General features: G+C 58.7%; 15 protein-coding genes and 1 pseudogene. 8 read left to right on the forward strand and 8 right to left on the reverse strand.

The annotated features are described in order from the left end of the window. Positions 1-63: 63 nt before the first annotated feature. A complete protein-coding gene (locus tag DC522_RS13935) occupies positions 64-531 on the reverse strand; it encodes an Lrp/AsnC family transcriptional regulator (protein ID WP_116529282.1) in 468 nt (155 codons plus the stop codon). A gap of 184 nt (positions 532-715) precedes the next feature. On the opposite strand from DC522_RS13935, the gene DC522_RS13940 reads away from it, so the two are divergent. From DC522_RS13940 to DC522_RS13955, 4 genes are all read left to right on the forward strand, one after another. After that, positions 716-1,480 carry a phosphoadenylyl-sulfate reductase gene (locus tag DC522_RS13940; RefSeq protein WP_116529283.1) on the forward strand — a complete coding sequence of 255 codons (765 nt, stop codon included), beginning with the start codon at positions 716-718 and terminating at the stop codon, positions 1,478-1,480. Further along, entirely contained in the window at positions 1,464-2,450 is a 987-nt protein-coding gene (gene cysD / locus DC522_RS13945) for a sulfate adenylyltransferase subunit CysD (RefSeq protein WP_256369856.1), read from the forward strand. The genes DC522_RS13940 and cysD overlap by 17 nt, the downstream gene beginning before the upstream one ends. Further along, positions 2,450-4,066, forward strand: a complete 1,617-nt coding sequence (gene cysN, locus DC522_RS13950; RefSeq protein ID WP_116529284.1) for a sulfate adenylyltransferase subunit CysN — start codon at positions 2,450-2,452, stop codon at positions 4,064-4,066. The genes cysD and cysN overlap by 1 nt, the downstream gene beginning before the upstream one ends. A gap of 192 nt (positions 4,067-4,258) precedes the next feature. Further along, positions 4,259-5,455 carry an O-succinylhomoserine sulfhydrylase gene (locus DC522_RS13955; RefSeq protein ID WP_116529285.1) on the forward strand — a complete coding sequence of 399 codons (1,197 nt, stop codon included), beginning with the start codon at positions 4,259-4,261 and terminating at the stop codon, positions 5,453-5,455. Positions 5,456-5,466: 11 nt separating this feature from the next. Here the strand turns inward: DC522_RS13955 and DC522_RS13960 are convergent, their stop codons facing one another. The 3 genes from DC522_RS13960 to DC522_RS13970 form a co-directional block, all read right to left on the reverse strand. Further along, positions 5,467-6,318, reverse strand: coding sequence for a sulfurtransferase (locus DC522_RS13960; protein ID WP_116529286.1), 852 nt, complete (start codon positions 6,316-6,318; stop codon positions 5,467-5,469). A gap of 17 nt (positions 6,319-6,335) precedes the next feature. Continuing rightward, complete coding sequence (locus DC522_RS13965) at positions 6,336-6,761, reverse strand: OsmC family protein (protein ID WP_116529299.1); 426 nt, start codon at positions 6,759-6,761, stop codon at positions 6,336-6,338. A gap of 310 nt (positions 6,762-7,071) precedes the next feature. Next, positions 7,072-7,740 (reverse strand): peroxiredoxin, encoded by a 669-nt coding sequence (locus tag DC522_RS13970; RefSeq protein WP_116529287.1) that lies wholly within the window; start codon positions 7,738-7,740, stop codon positions 7,072-7,074. Between the two features lie 743 nt (positions 7,741-8,483). Here DC522_RS13970 and DC522_RS13975 point away from each other — a divergent pair. The 4 genes from DC522_RS13975 to DC522_RS13990 are packed head-to-tail and all read left to right on the forward strand — an operon-like array spanning position 8,484 to position 12,244. Then, positions 8,484-9,467: a sulfate ABC transporter substrate-binding protein gene (locus DC522_RS13975; protein ID WP_116529300.1), complete on the forward strand. Its 984-nt coding sequence runs from the start codon at positions 8,484-8,486 to the stop codon at positions 9,465-9,467. Between the two features lie 3 nt (positions 9,468-9,470). Continuing rightward, entirely contained in the window at positions 9,471-10,319 is an 849-nt protein-coding gene (gene cysT, locus DC522_RS13980; protein ID WP_116529288.1) for a sulfate ABC transporter permease subunit CysT, read from the forward strand. Then, on the forward strand, positions 10,312-11,193 hold the full coding sequence (gene cysW / locus DC522_RS13985; RefSeq protein WP_116529289.1) for a sulfate ABC transporter permease subunit CysW: 882 nt from the start codon (positions 10,312-10,314) through the stop codon (positions 11,191-11,193). Before cysT ends, cysW begins: the two co-directional genes overlap by 8 nt. Further along, positions 11,078-12,244 (forward strand): sulfate/molybdate ABC transporter ATP-binding protein, encoded by a 1,167-nt coding sequence (locus DC522_RS13990; RefSeq protein ID WP_256369857.1) that lies wholly within the window; start codon positions 11,078-11,080, stop codon positions 12,242-12,244. Before cysW ends, DC522_RS13990 begins: the two co-directional genes overlap by 116 nt. A gap of 106 nt (positions 12,245-12,350) precedes the next feature. On the opposite strand, the gene DC522_RS13995 is transcribed toward DC522_RS13990, so the two are convergent. From DC522_RS13995 to DC522_RS14010, 4 genes and pseudogenes are all read right to left on the reverse strand, one after another. Then, on the reverse strand, positions 12,351-13,118 hold the full coding sequence (locus DC522_RS13995) for an ABC transporter ATP-binding protein (protein ID WP_205769634.1): 768 nt from the start codon (positions 13,116-13,118) through the stop codon (positions 12,351-12,353). Then, positions 13,106-13,849, reverse strand: coding sequence for an ABC transporter permease (locus tag DC522_RS14000; protein WP_116529291.1), 744 nt, complete (start codon positions 13,847-13,849; stop codon positions 13,106-13,108). Before DC522_RS14000 ends, DC522_RS13995 begins: the two co-directional genes overlap by 13 nt. A gap of 9 nt (positions 13,850-13,858) precedes the next feature. Next, entirely contained in the window at positions 13,859-14,860 is a 1,002-nt protein-coding gene (locus DC522_RS14005; RefSeq protein ID WP_116529302.1) for an ABC transporter substrate-binding protein, read from the reverse strand. A gap of 633 nt (positions 14,861-15,493) precedes the next feature. Continuing rightward, positions 15,494-15,890, reverse strand: a pseudogene (locus tag DC522_RS14010) (transposase); the annotation flags it as partial.

Here is a 15,890-nt window from a genome sequence, read left to right on the forward strand (position 1 = left end):
AATTCTGCTAGGCACAGACATAGGAAGATAGGCCAAGAAACCTGAAATTTGGCTCCTCTGCCTTCAGCCCTGGGCGATCATCTCAATGGGCAGGGCTGTCGTGGATTTGACCCGCTCGACACTGAAGCGCGAACTGACATTCTTCAGAGGTACGATCCCGATCAAGCGTTTGTAAAACAAGTCATATGCCTTGACATCGGGCACGACCACCTGGAGCAGATAGTCCACATCTCCGGCCATGCGATGGAACTCGACGACTTCACTCATAGTCGAGATCGCATTCACGAACCGCTCGATGGATTCTTGAGTATGGTCCCCAGCCTCGATGCACACGAAGACCGTGAGGCCCAATCCCAACTTCTCGGCATCTAACAGAGCGACGCGCCGCTGAATCACCCCTTGGGCTTCAAGGCGCTGGATACGCTTCCAGCACGGAGTTTGAGACAACCCAACTCTTTGGCCGATGTCCGCGACAGATAAAGTGCCATCCTGCTGGAGGAGATCCAAAATTTTTCGGTCGATACGGTCCATCTCTGCAACTCGCTATTTGCCGAACATTGCTTCCACCGCTCTGGCCTTTCGAGAAAGAAAGTTCTCTTCTTGGCACGTCTTGGCCATTCGGCCAGAAAGCCGCGCTTCGGCTTCAGAACATCATGACCTTGACACCGTTCGTTATTAAGAACAAGTTCGATCTTGTGCTTTGGAGATTTTTGCCATGGACCTGGGTTCGAGCAGCTGGGGTGGGGAGGCTTTGGCCCGTGCCCTGAGCAATGTCGGCCTTCCCGAAAGGCTGACTCTTGCCTCACGATCAATTTCCGGTCGGCTGGTATTCACAACGAGCTTTGGTCTTGAAGACCAGGCGATTACCCATGCGATCTTCAGCGCGGGCCTCGATGTTCATATCGAGCTCGTCACCCTCGATACCGGCAGGCTCTTTCCCGAGACCTATGATTTGTGGGAGCAAACGGAGGAGCGTTATCAGCGCCGGATCAACGCCGTCAGTCCCGATCGCAGTGCATTGGAGGCTCTGGTGAGCCGCCAAGGCATCAACGGCTTCCGGCACTCCATCGAAGCGCGGAAGGCTTGTTGCGATATTCGGAAAGTAGAGCCGCTCGGGCGGGCTCTCGCGGGAGCGGCAGGTTGGATCACGGGTCTGCGAGCCGAGCAATCGGCTTTTCGCGCGGCTGTGCCGCTCGCCGTTCATGATGAAGGCTATAGGCTGATCAAGATCAACCCTCTGGCGGACTGGAGCCGGCAGGACCTCGCCCGGTATGTCACCGACAACGCCATTCCCTATAACCCGCTGCACGATCGGGGCTACCCGTCCATCGGCTGCGCGCCGTGCACACGCGCGGTCCGCCTGGGAGAGCCCGAGCGTGCGGGCCGCTGGTGGTGGGAGCAGGAGGCCAAAAAAGAATGCGGACTGCACCTCGTGCCAACACATAAAAATCAGGAGCATTCCAATGATCAGTTGGCGTGAAGCATGGGGTGGGCACCACGCGAAGCAACTTGACCCTCAAGTTGGTGCGCCGGGGGCCAAGCTCCTCCGGCCCGGTTTGACGCATCTCGATCGCCTTGAGGCCGAGAGCATCTACATCATGCGCGAGGCAGTCGCTGAATGCGATAATCCGGTGATGCTCTATTCGATTGGTAAGGACTCATCGGTCCTGCTGCACCTCGCACTCAAGGCCTTCTATCCGGCCAAGCCGCCGTTTCCTCTACTGCATGTGGATACGACCTGGAAGTTTCGCGAGATGATTGCGTTCCGGGACCAACGAGCCCGGGAGCTTGGGCTTGAGCTGCTGGTGCACACCAACCCGGATGGTTTGGCTCGCAACATCGGACCGATCAGTCATGGTTCGGAACTCCATACGGATGTGATGAAGACACAGGCGCTCAAGCAGGCGCTCGAGCGTTACGGGTTCGACGCGGCCTTCGGTGGCGCTCGCCGCGATGAGGAGAAGTCGCGTGCGAAGGAGCGCGTCTTTTCCTTGCGTAATGCTCATCATCGATGGGACCCTAAGCGCCAGCGCCCGGAGCCTTGGCAGCTCTACAACGGACGCAAGCGCAAGGGGGAGAGCCTGCGCATCTTCCCTCTCTCCAATTGGACCGAACTCGACATCTGGCTCTACATCCACCGAGAGAACATCCCGATCGTTCCGCTCTATTTCGCGGCGGGGCGGCCCGTTGTGGAACGGGATGGAATGCTGATCCTCGTTGATGATGAGCGATTGCCGCTTCATCCCGGTGAGCAGCCGCAGCTGCGTTCTGTCCGGTTCCGAACACTCGGCTGCTATCCCTTGACCGGTGCTGTCGAAAGCACGGCCTCCACGCTTCCGGACATTATTCGCGAAACGCTCGAGGCGCGTACATCCGAGCGACATGGACGCGCCATCGACAAGGACACGGCGGCATCCATGGAACGCAAGAAGCAAGAGGGCTACTTCTGATGACAGTTCATCCCGCACCTGAGAGTTTCATGCTGGAGGACTATCTCTCGGCCCATGAACGCAAGAGCTTGCTGCGATTTATCACCTGCGGCTCTGTCGACGATGGCAAATCCACGCTGATCGGCCGCTTGCTGTACGAATCCAAGCGCCTGTTCGACGATCAGCTCGCAGCTCTCGAACGTGACTCCCGCAAGCACGGAACCCAAGGAGGAGAGATCGACTTCTCGCTCCTGGTCGACGGGCTTGCCAGCGAACGCGAGCAGGGAATTACGATCGACGTCGCCTACCGGTTCTTTTCAACGGATCGGCGGACCTTCATCGTCGCCGATACGCCGGGCCATGAGCAATATACGAGGAACATGGCGACAGGCGCGTCGACGGCAGATGTCGCTATTCTTCTCATTGATGCCCGCAAAGGAATAACCCGTCAGACCCGCCGGCATGCCCTTCTCGTGTCCATGCTCGGGATCCGGCATGTCGCCCTTGCCATCAACAAGATGGATCTCGTGGGCTGGTCCGAGGAAAGATTCAGGGGCATCGAATCTGAGTTCAAGACCTTCTCACTCAATCTCGGCTTCGAGCAGATCACCGCGATCCCTTTGTCCGCACTTCATGGTGACAACGTCGTCGAGGCTTCCTCTCAGGTGTCTTGGCATTCAGGGTCGACACTGCTCTCATACCTTGAGACCGTTGAAGTCGAGCAGGCGGCGGAAGCTGAGCCTTTCCGCATGCCGGTCCAGTGGGTCAACCGGCCAAATCCGGATTTCAGGGGTTTCGCCGGGCTTGTCACGAGCGGAGCAATCAAGCCGGGAGATCGTGTTCGCGTTCTCCCATCGGGCGTGGAAACGTCCGTTGCGCAGATCGTGACGATGGATCGGCAGTTGGATGGGGCCGCTTCCGGGCAATCGGTGACTCTCACTTTGTCCGACGAGGTGGACATCTCCCGCGGAGATGTTATCACGTCCTTGGATCAACTCCCTCAGGTCTCTGACAGGATTGGCGCCCGGTTGTTCTGGATGGCGGCGGAGCACCTGAAAGAGGGCGACCAGTTTCTTCTGAAGCTTGGGGCCGCGACAGTGCCTGCGATGGTGATCAGCGTCCGCCAAAAGATCGATCTCGCATCGCTGGAGCCTGTCAGTGTCACGTCCTTGGGAGCGAACGACGTCGGTGACGTGCTTCTTGCGCTCGATCACCCTATCGCCTTCGATGCCTATTCCGAGAACCGCCGGACAGGAGGATTTGTCCTCATCGATCGGGAGAGCTTCGATACGGTTGCGATCGGACTCGTGGACAGCAACGGGTCCAATCGCCAGAAAAAGTCCTCGGACGGTCGGAACCACCTTCGCTTGGTTTGGCATAAGCCGACCAACGAGCAGCCGTGGCGAAGTGTTGCCAAGGCCATGTCATGGAGAGTGATCGGATCCATCGCCACCGTAAGCGCCGCCTTTGCTCTGACGCAGGATGTTCGCCTTGCGGCAGCTATCGGGGCCACCGAGATAGTGACCAAACTCGCGCTCTACTACGGACATGAGCGTATTTGGGCGCGCATCAGGTTCGGCCTCTCCATCGCAACCGGGCAGCACGGCAGGAATCCTCAGGGCTCGGGCGCCAACTAGAGCATCGTGCGGATCTCCGGTTCCGCTCTCAACGATGCTCTCATTCAAGGAGAAAGCATCGGATGGGTCCCAAAAGTGCAGATCCACTTTTGGGTCCGATGCTGTAGTCTGCCTGAGGCGAGAAAAGATCACTTATCTTCGGATAACCGCCCGTCGGGCACCGGGCAATTAGCGTCATTTGAAGGAACAACCATGAGTGAGCGTTCATACGAAGGCCGACGGTTGCATGCGGACACCCGCCTCGTCCACGAGGGAACGCTGCGATCGGAGTTCGGTGAAACGTCCGAGGCGCTCTTCCTCACGCAAGGCCACGTTTATGCCAGCGCGGAAGAATGTGAGGCCCGCTTCACGGGGGATAGCCCAGGCTTCCTCTATGCCCGCTTCTCCAATCCGACGGTCTCGATGTTCGAGCAGCGGATCGCTTCATTCGAAGGAGCTGAGGCGGCTCGAGCAACCGCAACCGGAATGGCTGCTGTGACGGCCGCTCTCATGGGACTGTTGCGGGCCGGCGATCACATTGTCGCCGCCCGGGCACTGTTCGGCTCCTGCCGCTATGTCGTCGCGGAGCTCCTGCCAAGGTTCGGCGTTGTATCGACGCTTGTCGATGGCACGAATCTCGACGCCTGGCGCGAAGCCGTGCGACCGGAGACCAAGGTCTTCTTCCTTGAAAGTCCGGCCAATCCCACGCTGGAAGTGATCGACATTCAGGCTGTTGCGCAGATTGCGCGCGAAGCCGGAGCCAAGCTCGTCGTAGACAACGTGTTCTCGACGCCGATCTGGCAGAAGCCATTTGAGCTTGGGGCCGATTGCGTCGTGTACTCGGCGACCAAGCACATCGACGGGCAGGGGCGCTGTCTCGGCGGCGTCGTTCTCGGGTCCGAGGAGTTCATCCAGACCCATATTCATACGCTCCTCCGGCAGACCGGGCCATCCTTGTCCCCCTTCAATGCATGGGTGCTGCTGAAGAGCCTCGAGACGCTCCCCTTGCGCGTCGAGCGCCAGACGCGAACGGCGGCGGAAATCGCCGATGCTCTCGCTGAGCATCCCCGGATCAGGCGTCTTATCTATCCCGGCCGTGCGGATCATCCACAGGCCGACATTATTGCCAGACAAATGAAGGGCGGGTCGACCCTGATTGCGCTCGAAATCGAGGGAGGAAAGGCGGGGGCCTTTCGCTTCCTTAACGCGCTCGATCTTGTGCGGATCTCCAACAATCTCGGTGACGCCAAGAGCCTCATCACCCATCCCGCGACCACGACGCACCAGCGGTTCACGCCGGAACAGCGTGCCGAGATGGGAGTCTCGGAGGGACTTGTCAGGCTCTCGGTCGGCCTTGAGCACCCAAGCGATCTCATCGACGATCTTGTTCAGGCGCTCGACCGGGTTTGAGGTCGCGCGCCTCAGCTCTGATCCGTGGCAACAGGTCGGGTGGGCTCCTGCGTCCATTCCGACATCGACCCGTCATAAAGCCTCACGTCTGGACGCTTCAGCACTTCCGAGAGAACGAACCAGTTCGTGGAGGCGAGGTGACCGGTATTGCAATAGCTGATCACCGGTGCTGAGGGAATTCGCTCGAAGAGCTGCTCCAGCTCAGCGAGAGGGAGCAGACGTCCGGTTCCGGGCTGAAAGGCCCTGCTATGATCCAGGTGGACGGCACCGGGCAGGTGTCCGGCGCGGGCAACCTGCGGGCTCTTCTCCCGCCCCTCGAATTGAGCTTGAGACCGGCCGTCGAGCAGTGTTGCACCAAGCTTTGCAATCGCCCTTTCGACCACGTCGGCCTCTGCACGCAGGCTCCCCGTCAGCCGCACCGGGTAAGGATCGCCTCCTGCCGGGGCAGGCGATCCTGCCTCCTCGGGTTTTCCGGCATCGCGCCATGCCTTGTAACCACCGTCGAGAATGGATACTTGCTCATGGCCTGCGACTTTCAAAGTCCAGTAGACGCGGGCGGACGCGCTGAAATCGGAAGGAGCTTCTCCTGCCGAGACGATGATGACATGGTGATCGGGCTTCACTCCGATCCGGCCCAACAGAGCTGATACCTGCGTGGCCTCCGGAAGGAGTCCGCCTGCTCCCCCTTTCGCTATGCGCCAGCCGTCAGTGGCATAGTCGCTGTGAACGGCGCGAGGGATATGTCCAGATTCGAAGGCCGCCCGGCCGCCGTTTTCCCCGGAGCGGATATCAAGAACGAGGAGCGAGGGGTCTGCGAGATGAGCTTCAAGCCATTCGGTTGAGACGAGCGGTGAGATAGACATAGCATTTACCTAAGCAATCAAGCCGCGTGGCGAGGGTCAACCGTCCAGGAATGAGTGATATCCGCAACCTGACCCAGCATGATGGATGCAGAGCAATACTTTTCCTTGGAGAGCTGGATGGCACGTTCAACCTTCTCAGGTGAAAGTCCCTGGCCCGAGAGATGATACTTGAGATGAATTGACGTGAACACCTTCGGATCGGTCGGTGCTCGCTCGGCTTCCACCTCGACCACGCAATCCGCGACGGGCTCACGGCCGCGCTTGAGGATGAGCACCACATCGAAGGCCGTGCAGCCGGCAAGACCCATCAGCATGAGCTCCATCGGCCGAATGCCGATGTTGCGGCCACCATTCTCAGGTGCACCGTCGAGCACGATGGCGTGCCCGCTCCCTGATTCCGCCGTGAACATCATCCCATCGACCCAGGATACGCGTGCTTTCATATTCGTCATCAATCCTGCTCCTGGCCACGATATCGCTCAGTCTAAAGCATCGGACGTGAAAAGTGGACTTGCACTTTTGGGACCCATCCGATGCTTTCTCCTTGAATGAGAGCATCGTTTTGCGCGGAAGACTGGGTCCACTTTTCACGGGCGTGGCCCTTCGGGTCGCTGACGCGGCCCTTCGGTTCCGCACGATGCTCTAGCAAGTCGGCATGTCATGCTGATAAGTATCAACGCCGCTTGCAGCAAGGCCAGCGGCGTCGGTTCTCGGCAATAAGTGTCAACTCATCCGGTCAGGCGCCGGAGAGGATCAGCTGGCCTTCGCGGGCTGGGGCACGATGCGCAGATACGGCTTGGGCGCCTTCCAGCCGCCGGGGTAAAGGCGCCGGGCCTCTTCGTCCGAAACCGAGCCCGCGATGATCACATCCTCGCCCTGCTTCCAATCCGCAGGGGTGGCAACCCGATGTTGAGCAGTTAGCTGAAGGGAGTCGATGACCCGAAGCACTTCATCGAAGTTGCGGCCGGTCGTCATGGGATAGACCAGAACGAGCTTGATCTTCTTGTCCGGGCCAATGATGAAGACATTGCGAACCGTCTGGTTGTCGGCTGCCGTGCGTCCATCGGACGTTTCGCCGGCCTCAGCCGGGAGCATGCCATAGAGCTTGGAGATCTTGAGGTCAGGATCACCAATGATTGGATAATTGACGGCAGCCCCTTGCGTCTCCTCGATGTCGCGCGCCCAAGCTTCGTGCTTCTCGACTGGATCGACGGAGAAGCCGATCACCTTGACTCCACGGCGATCAAACTCGGACTTGAGCCGCGCCACCTGTCCGAGCTCCGTAGTGCACACGGGCGTGAAATTCTTCGGATGTGAGAACAGTACGGCCCAGGAATCGCCGATCCATTCATGAAAACGAATAGGACCATGCGTGGTAATCGTCTCGAAATCTGGAGCAACCTGTCCAATTTGCAGCGTCATGGCGTGCACCCTCTCTCTATTATGCGGCGAGATATTGATCTCTAAGTCTCCAAGCAACGTGCAATTCGTGAGGCGATTTGCGTGTGCTTCATCGGTTCCCAGCCACGAAGAATGCATTCCATATGTGCCTACGCCATGATCGAACCTGATCCGAGGTGAGCTCGCGCATAAGTCGAGCCTCGCTCATGATTGGTTCCGAACGAGGCGGGATGCATCGTTGGGCATGCCGAAAGTTTCAAGCGAGCATGGCTTCGAGTCAACAAGAATGTTCTTTTTAAAGAACCAAAACGACTAGTTAATCGTGCTGAGAAAAGCGCGTTGCAGGGAATTTTCTTCTAAATCGAGCCAATATTGCAATGGAAAATGTATTCGCTCTGTATCTCGGTGCGAAATTTTCACAAAAAGACGTTACCATGTGAAAATAAGAAGTTTAATGGCTAATTTGTTTCCGCACGAGATTGGTGGGAAGAAAATTATTCTCTGACAGATCGCTTTCAACGTCATCTTGATGGCTAAATGGGCAGCATGAAGCGCCCATTGAACCACGGTCGATTTGACACTCGTTCTTTTTAACGGATAATTTCTCTCGCTGCTCGTTGCATTGATGGCGATGTCCACACGGCTCACGAGCTGCTCCGACCCAAGGTGGGATCCAGGAGGATGAAGTGACAAACAAGTTCTCACATATTGCCGAAGCCAGGACGCGTTCCAGGTCCGGTTCTGTCTGGCCGACGATTGGCTTGATGATCATGAGCGGGGTAGGCCTCCTGACGCTTTCTGGTGCAGCATCGGCTCAGACGCAGCTGCTGAACGTGTCGTATGATCCAACGCGTGAGCTTTACCGTGAGATCAACAAGGCCTTCGCGGATGAATGGAAGGCGAACACTGGCGAAACCGTCGCAGTTCGTGCATCCCATGGTGGCTCAGGTGCGCAGGCTCGCACGGTCATTGATGGCATCGAAGCCGATGTCGTGACGCTTGGCATCCCGTCCGACATCGACGCTATCGCAAAAGCAACCAAGAAAATTCCGGCTGACTGGCGCAGCAAGCTGCCGAACAACTCTCTGCCGTATACATCGACCGTTGTCTTCCTGGTCCGGAAGGGCAATCCAAAAGGGATCAAGGATTGGGACGATCTTGTGAAGCCCGGCATTCAGGTAATCACGCCCAACCCGAAGACTTCCGCAGGTGGCCGTTGGAATTTCCTGGCGGCCTGGGGCTACTCCCATACCAAGGAGAGGAATACCGAGAAGGCGAAGGAGTTCGTGACCGCGCTCTACAAGAACGTTCCGGTGCTCGATACCGGCGCCCGCGGATCAACCGTCACCTTTGCCCAGCGTGGCCTGGGAGATGTGCTGCCGGCTTGGGAAAACGAAGCCTTCCTCGTGCTCGATGAATTCGGCCGTGACAAGTTCGAGATCGTGGTACCGACCCTGTCGATCCTCGCCGAACCGCCGGTCGCCCTCGTTGACGGCAATGTCGATGCCAAAGGCACGCGCAAGGTCGCCGAGGCGTATCTCAAGTTCCTCTATACGGATAAGGCACAGGCGATCTTCGCTAAGCATCATTACAGGCCTATCAAGGCCGAGGCCGCCAAGCCGGAACATCTCGCCGAACTGGCGAATCTGAAGCTGTTCACGATCGAATCCCTGCAGGGCAATTGGGACGACATCCAGAAGAACAACTTCGACTCGGGCGGACTCTTCGACCAGATCAGCAAGCGTTAAGTCATGAGCTCTGCTTCCTTCTGGCGTTTCAAGCAGTCGAGCGTGTTGCCGGGCTTCGGCATCGCGCTTGGATACACTCTGCTGTATCTCGGGTTGATCGTGCTGTTGCCCCTTGGCGCACTCGTGGCGAAGGCCTCGAGCATCGGCCTCACCGGGATCCTCTCCGCCGCCACTGACCCTCGGGTCTCGGCGGCATTGTGGACGAGCTTCGGCGTCTCTCTGATTGCAGCCGGCGTCGCGTCCCTGTTCGGGCTTCTCGTCGCCTGGGTGCTCACGCGGTACGACTTTCCGGGCCGGAAGCTCGTTGATGCGATGGTCGACCTGCCGTTTGCCTTGCCGACGGCCGTGGCAGGCATTGCGCTTGCCGCTCTCTACGCGCCGAATGGATGGATTGGCTCGTTTCTTGAGCCGCTCGGCATCAAGGTCGCCTACACTCCGCTCGGCATTTTCGTGGCCTTGGTTTTCATCGGGCTTCCCTTTGCCGTTCGCACGGTTCAGCCATTGATCGCGGAAATCGAGAGCGAGCTGGAGGAGGCCTCTGCAACTTTGGGCGCCTCGCGATGGCGTACGGTGTGGAGTGTTCTGCTCCCACCGCTGCTGCCTGGAGTGCTCACCGGGTTTGCGCTCGCCTTCGCACGATCTGTCGGTGAGTACGGTTCCGTCATCTTCATTGCTGGCAACCTTCCTTATGTCTCGGAAATCGCCCCGTTGCTCATCGTGATCAAGCTCTCGGAATATGATTACACTGGCGCGACCGTGATCGCGACGATCATGCTGGCGATCTCCTTCTCGACGCTTTTGCTGATCAACCTGATCCAGGCCTGGAGCCGTAGGAGATTTGGTTATGTCTGATCTCAGCGCCGCGTTGCCTCGACCGGTTCCATCGCAGCTGATCGTCGTGACCGAGCGGAGATCGGTTCGCTGGCTGGCGATCACGGTCGCACTTGCTTTTCTTCTTCTGTTTCTCCTTCTTCCGCTCATCGTTGTCTTCGTGGAAGCGTTAAAGCGCGGAGTGGCAGGCTATCTCGCTGCCTTTCAGGAAGAGGATGCGCTCTCGGCGATTGGGTTGACACTGACGGTCGCTGTCATCGCCGTTCCGTTAAATCTTCTGTTTGGTCTCATGGCTTCGTGGGTCATCGCCAAGTTCGAGTTCAAAGGCAAAAGCCTTTTGATCACTCTCATCGACCTGCCGTTCTCAGTATCGCCTGTTGTGTCGGGCCTGATCTACCTCCTTCTATTCGGCGCACAGGGGTTATGGGGGAAATGGTTGATGTCCCAAGGCATTCAGATCGCTTTTGCGTTGCCGGGTATCGTTCTTGCGACCATCTTCGTGACCTTTCCCTTTGTCGCCCGCCAACTCATCCCACTCATGCAGGAGCAGGGCACAACGGAAGAGGAGGCGGCCCTGACGCTTGGGGCGAGCGGATGGCGCACCTTTTTCACCGTGACGCTGCCCAACATCAAATGGGGTCTGCTTTACGGGGTCCTGCTTTGCAATGCACGCGCCATGGGTGAGTTCGGTGCGGTCTCCGTTGTCTCAGGACATATCCGCGGTTTGACCAACACAATCCCGCTTCACGTGGAGATTCTCTACAATGAGTACAACTTCGTTGCGGCCTTCGCTGTCGCCTCGCTCCTCGCTTGCCTCGCCCTCATCACATTGGCGCTCAAGTCTTTCCTCGAATGGCGTCACGGAGCAGATCTCGCCGGTCGCGCATCCAGCTGAGAAGAACCAGGCCGTCGACATCCGTGTCGCCGGCGTGACGAAGGAATTCGGGGCCTCGGCCGCTCTCCACGATGTTCATTTGGACATTCGCCCTGGTGAACTCCTGGCGCTGCTCGGCCCTTCCGGTTCCGGAAAAACGACATTGCTGCGAATTATTGCCGGATTGGTGCAGGCTGACCGGGGGCAAGTGTTCTTCGGGGGCTCGGACGCCACGCATCTTCCCGTACAGAAGCGTCAGGTCGGATTCGTGTTCCAGCATTATGCGTTGTTCAAACATATGAGCGTTGCCGATAACGTCGCTTATGGCTTGCAGGTGCGGGAGCGGACGAAGCGGCCATCGAAGGCCGAGATCCGGCGCCGCACCAGTGAATTGCTCGATCTGGTCCAGCTCTCAGGCTACGAGAACCGCTTTCCGGCGCAGCTCTCCGGCGGGCAGCGCCAGAGGGTGGCGCTGGCGCGTGCGCTCGCCGTCGAGCCGCGCGTCCTGTTGTTGGACGAACCCTTTGGAGCGCTGGACGCCAAGGTGCGCAAGGATCTCCGTGCCTGGCTGCGCGACATTCACGAACGTACCGGCAAGACGACGGTGTTCGTCACTCACGATCAGGACGAAGCGTTGGAACTGGCTGACCGGGTTGCCGTCCTCAACCAGGGCCGTCTTGAACAGGTCGGCACTCCGGACGAGGTGCAGGACCGGCCCGCAACGCCCTTCGTGATGACTTTCCTCGGTCAGGCAACGCGCATTACGGCAGACATTCGCGATGGAAAGGTACTGGTCAATGAAAGAGCAGTGCGTGTCGAAGCGAGAGACCTCGTTACAGGAAAGGCCAGCCTCTATTGCCGTCCATGGCATCTGACGCCGACATATGCAGGGCAGGGGCATCTCCAGGGCGTCGTTGGCGGCGCTCGGCGTCTTGGATCTCTACGCAGGGTCGAAGTCTCGGGAGATGATGGGACGAGATTGGAGGTCGAAGTCCCTCTCCAGGCTAGTCTGCCGCCCGGGGAGCGAATTGGCTTGGAAATCCTGGACGGGGTCGTGTTCCCCGACCATTGAACTCTACGATGAGCGAGGCTGAAAACAAGGGGCAGGCCGGGACATGGCGGCCTGTCCCCGTGTGATTGACTGGATGTCGAGGGTCGACACCGAGGCCGGATCCGGCTCAGATCATCCCGCCGTCGCTGGCGATATCCGATGCCAGACTGTTGCGCAGGGCCTTGGCTACCTGGGAGAGGGACGTGTCTTGTCTCCGGTGCGGCCGTGGGCTGTCGATCCGATGCTCCGCCACAACCCGGCCAGGTGATCCCGAAAGAACAATGACGCGATCGGCCAAATACGTGGCTTCATCGATATCGTGCGTGACGAACAGGATTGTCTTGCCCGTCGCCTGCCAGATGCGGATGAGCTCATCCTGAAGTCCTTCACGCGTGATCGCGTCAAGGGCTGAGAACGGCTCATCCATCAGGAGAACTTCCGGTTCGACCGCCAGTGCGCGAGCCAATGCAACGCGCTGCCGCTGACCGCCTGACAGTTCGTGCGGCCAGCGCTGGCCCAAATGTCCCAAGCCGACGAAATCCAGTGCACGCTGTGCCTTTCCCTTGCGGTCGCGGCGTGGGATATGGCGGTTCTCCAAACCGAAGGTGACATTGGCGATCACGCGGCGCCATGGCAGCAATCGAGAATCCTGAAAGACGAACGCCACCGGTCTGCGGTCCGGATTCTTGGCTATGACGCGAGCCGTTCCCGCACTCGGACGTGCCAAGCCAGTCAGCACGCGCAGCAATGTGGATTTGCCGACACCTGACGGGCCGACAATGGCGAGAAACTCGCCACGGCGCACATCCAGCGACAGACGATCCAGAACGACCGTTTTCTGACCATTTCTCTCGAAGGTCAGCGAGAGATCACGAATCTCGATCACGCTTTCCACCGCAAAAGCCACCCTTGCAAAGCCACGAAAGCCGTATCGAAAAGACCGTAGAGAGTCGCCATGGTCAGCATGTAGACTACGACGACGTCTGTCGCGAGCAGGCTGGAGGCCTGCATCATGCGCTGGCCCAACCCGCTCACGCCGAAGATTTCGGCTGCCACCACCGCCATCCAGGCCTGTCCCAAGGCAGTGCGCAGACCCACCAGGATGCCAGGAGCCGCTGCGGGGAGCAGGATTTTCTGAAGCCGCCGCAGACCGGAATGAAACCCGAAGGCATCCGCCACCTCCACCAGATCGCGATCGACCGTGCGGACAGCTCCGTGAGCCGCGAAGTACACGATCCAGAACACGCCGACAGCAATGATGAACACCGCCGCGGATGTGCTCACGCCGAACCAGATGATGGCGAATGGAACCCACGCGAGACCCGGGATCGGACGAAGGACGCGCACGATCCAGGCCGTGAATCCTTCTGCCGATCGATACATGCCCGTGACAATGCCGAGAGCAACGCCACACGTAGCGCCGACGCTCAGCCCGGTGAGGTAATGGCTGAGGCTGCTGGCAATTGCCGTCAGCCATGAACCACTCGCCAATTCCTTGAGGAATGCTGCCGGAATTGCACTAGGCCCTGGAAGCATCGCGGCGTTGACGAGTCCCAGACGCGGCATGGCCTCCCACAACCCGAGAAAGATGAGGAGGCCGGCGCAGGAAAGAAGAAGAAAGCGCATCAAGACGGATCAGTTTGCTTTGGTTGCATGCTCGAAGAAACGCGGCTCGAACAAGCCCTCGAACGGCAACTCCTTGTCGAGTGAACCCAGCTTGACTTGATAGGCCTGCATGAGACGCGATGAGTCGATGATAGCGCGAGGATCGATCTGGAACTTTGTCGCCGGAGAGGAGAGGGCTTTACGAATCGTGGCGCTGTCCACAATTCCCTTGCCAAGGGCAGCCTCGACAGGTGCCACAGCACGGTCGGGTGCCTTTGTGAGAAGATCCGCTGCCTTCACGAGGCCGCTCACCAATGACTGAACCGCATCGGGATTCTTTTCGAGGAAGGCTCCTGATACGGCGGCGACAGTGCCGGGCTGACCGGGGAACATCTCGTCGCCCAAAGCCACGAGCTTGATCTCAGAGTTGCGTCCCTGCACGATGGTCACAGCCGGCTCACGGATTGTGGCGCCTTCCACAGCGCCGGCCAGAATGGCCTGCTGGGTCGCATCGATGCCCATGGGGACGATTTCGACATCGGCCTTGTCCGCCTTCACCTGCTCCCAGAGCCAGTATTGCAGAGTCGTGTTCGGCACCGATCCTGCCGGTTGTGTCGCAAGACGGGCGGGCTTGCCCTCAGCGGCGCGGTAATTCTTGAAGGCCGCAGCATGCGACGTTCCTGCCGTGAAGTACTTGGCGAGCTTCGGCGAGGCCACGAATACGTTCTCGGCAGTGGCCGTCGCTGCAACCACTCTGACATCGACACCCTTGGACCGTGCCACAGCGAGCGGCGCGACGCCTGCTACATAAATGTCGATCGTACCGGAGGCGAGAGCCTGGATCATGTTGGGGCCAGACTCGAATGTCGTGACCGTAAGATCAAGCCCTCCTTGTTTTAGCCAGCCTTCATTCTGCGCCACAAACAGCGGTGCTGTTCCAATGATCGGAATGATGCCGACACGCGCTGTCACCGGTGCCTTTTGCGCAGAAGCCTGGGGAGCAGCAGCCAATGCCATGGCGGCCATTCCCATGCAGGCGATAAAGGCACGGCGCTTCAGGAAATTTCCCTTGAAAGAAGCGCTACCAGCCGGATTGGCCTTGGTATCGTTCGTTGTCCCTTCAATTGCGCGCGGCTGCATGCGGGCCATCATAAATCTCCTCTTGGAGGCGGAACGCTGCATGAGCGCGTCCTCTATCGCCCCGTCGAGGAGGAGATTGTTCTTTATAAAGAACCAAGTCAAGGGTCTGTCTTCTCCCCTTCCATCAGGCGGGCCGCAGATAAGCCTCGACGAGAGTTTTCTATGTCGTGACTAAGGCGGCATAGAGGTCTCCGTAGATGGGGTTTGTTGAGCAAATTGGCCCCTGGGTCTTTAAGGCAGGTTGTATGCACCAGGCGATCCAATGATCATCAAAGATAGAATAATTTTCTTTTTCTGGTTTCTGTCGGAGGACTGTTTTCTGATTGCACGTGTTCTAAAAAAAGAACATTCTTGCTGGCGCGGCCTAGATTCTTCACCACTCCGAAACAGTCCCTCGCGCCATTGCAGCGGATCTTCTTCGATCCCTCTGTAAGTCGCCTTTCGACCGAGGTCGTGTGAAAACGCGATGTCGGACTGTCCGTGATGGCCGCTGTTTGCGTATGCAGCCCCGGCCGGCATGGGAGGTCAGGCTGCCAGCGCCTTGAGCAGGGGCCCAACACCCAAGATGCTGATCATTGCTGATCATCCGCTTCAGGTTGTAGGCCAGCACGTGCAGGCTCATCTCGGTTTTGACCTTCTCCAGGGTCTTCATCCCTTTCGTGAGGAAGTGAGTACTGCCCATCCAAGCCTTGATGGTCCCAAACGGATGCTCCACCGTCTGCCGCCGGATCGTCATGGCCTCTGGCATGCGCTCCAGCCGAGCCTGCATCCGGTCGAGCACATCCTCGTGCTGCCAGCGCTTCACCCGTTTGTGCTTGTCAGGCGTGCAGCGGGGTTTGAGGGCGCAGGCCGTCAGGTTGCGGTAAGGATCGATGGTGTCCCGACGATCTGAGCGCACCTTGCCCCTGGTCAGATGCTGGCC

The sequence above is a fragment of the Microvirga sp. KLBC 81 genome (assembly GCF_003075415.1).
In the GTDB taxonomy this organism is placed as follows: Bacteria; Pseudomonadota; Alphaproteobacteria; order Rhizobiales; family Beijerinckiaceae; genus Microvirga.